Here is a 1497-nt window from a genome sequence, read left to right as displayed (position 1 = left end):
AGTTATTATGTAGACCTCTCAGTAACACCCGAGAGGTAAAAATAAATTTATACCTCTGAGTTTACCGAAAATCAATAACTTGAGAAGCCAGCTGAGCATTTAATTCACTTTAAATTTACCATGTTACTGAGAAGTCTCAGTAACACCCTACCTCCAAACAGAGTAAAAATGCGTAATATCAACAGCCTAGGTTAATTTAGCCCTGTTTATCATGGATATTACTGAGACTTCTCAGTAATACACTCGATATTCAACAGGAGGATTAATATGGCTCGCTCACCTTTCCTTGAAAGTATTAGGCAGGTTATGCGCACTAAACATTACTCAATTCAAACTGAAAAAACGTATCTACTGTGGATAAAACGCTTCATTTTATTCAATAAAAAACAGCACCCAAAAGACATGGGAGAGCAGGAGGTAACTGATTTCTTGACCTATTTAGCCGTAAATAGACAAGTGACTGCGTCCACTCAAAACTTGGCGCTCTGCGCTATCGTATTTATGTATAAACATATCCTTAAAAGAGAGCTCACTTTACTGCCCGATACGATAAAAGCTCGCGCGCCTAAAAGAGTACCAACCGTTCTGTCTCATAACGAAGCTATTAGTGTGATTAATCAGCTGTCAGATAGCTATAAACTGATGTTTTCACTTTTATACGGCTGCGGGCTCAGAAAAGCTGAGCTGCTGAAGTTGCGAATTAAAGATGTCGACTTTGAATCAAAAAACATCTTTGTGTTTCGTGGTAAAGGAGGAAAAGACCGTGTCACTATGTTGCCTGATAAGCTGGTTATGCCACTTCAATCTCAAATTGAAAAAGTGCGTGAACTTCATGAGAAAGACCTTTGCGAAGGAGAAGGAAAAACCAGTCTGCCTGCGGGACTGGCACGCAAATATCCCTATGCGATATCTGATTTTAAGTGGCAATTTATTTTCCCTTCGTCAGTCAGGTGCAAGCATCCTGTTGATGGGTATTCATGCCGCCATCATTTGCACTGGACGTCACTTACCAAGAAATTAAGACTTGCTGTAAAAAAGTCAGGCGTTCAAAAGCACATCACTGCGCATACTTTCAGGCATTCTTTTGCTACGCAACTACTCAAAGCAGGCACTGACATACGCACGGTTCAAGAGTTGTTAGGGCATACAGATTTGAAAACCACTCAAATATACACGCATGTCATAGGGCAACATTCATCTGGGACTTCGAGCCCGATAGTTCGGTAATGTGTAACCAAAACCGGACTCAATGTCCGGTTTTGCAGTAAAAGCAGACATTGGCATATGAATTATGGTGCGGTGATGGATCTCTGCTTTTCGCTCAAAGCAGTAATAATCTTAAAGCCGAAATACTCCTTAGCCTGATGGACTTTTAAATCCCATTACGTTGCAAGCCGAGCAAGTTTGCACGACCAAGGTTTTAAGACGAGGGGTGTTTGAGTGAGGCGACGGTAGCGCCGAGCGAGTTACCTCGTCGCCTTGGACGGGCAAAATTGA

At 41.8% G+C, this 1497-nt stretch carries 1 protein-coding gene; it reads left to right on the top strand.

What is annotated here, in order from left to right:
* Positions 1-267 precede the first annotated feature (267 nt).
* Positions 268-1227: an integron integrase gene (locus JAO78_RS16610; RefSeq protein ID WP_226752478.1), complete on the top strand. Its 960-nt coding sequence runs from the start codon at positions 268-270 to the stop codon at positions 1225-1227.
* The last annotated feature ends 270 nt before the right edge of the window (positions 1228-1497 follow it).

The sequence above is a fragment of the Alishewanella maricola genome, from assembly GCF_016343785.1.
GTDB classification, from domain to species: domain Bacteria; phylum Pseudomonadota; class Gammaproteobacteria; order Enterobacterales; family Alteromonadaceae; genus Alishewanella; species Alishewanella maricola.
The sequence above is the reverse complement of the archived record's forward strand: the minus strand, read 5'-3'. Positions and strand labels throughout refer to the sequence as shown.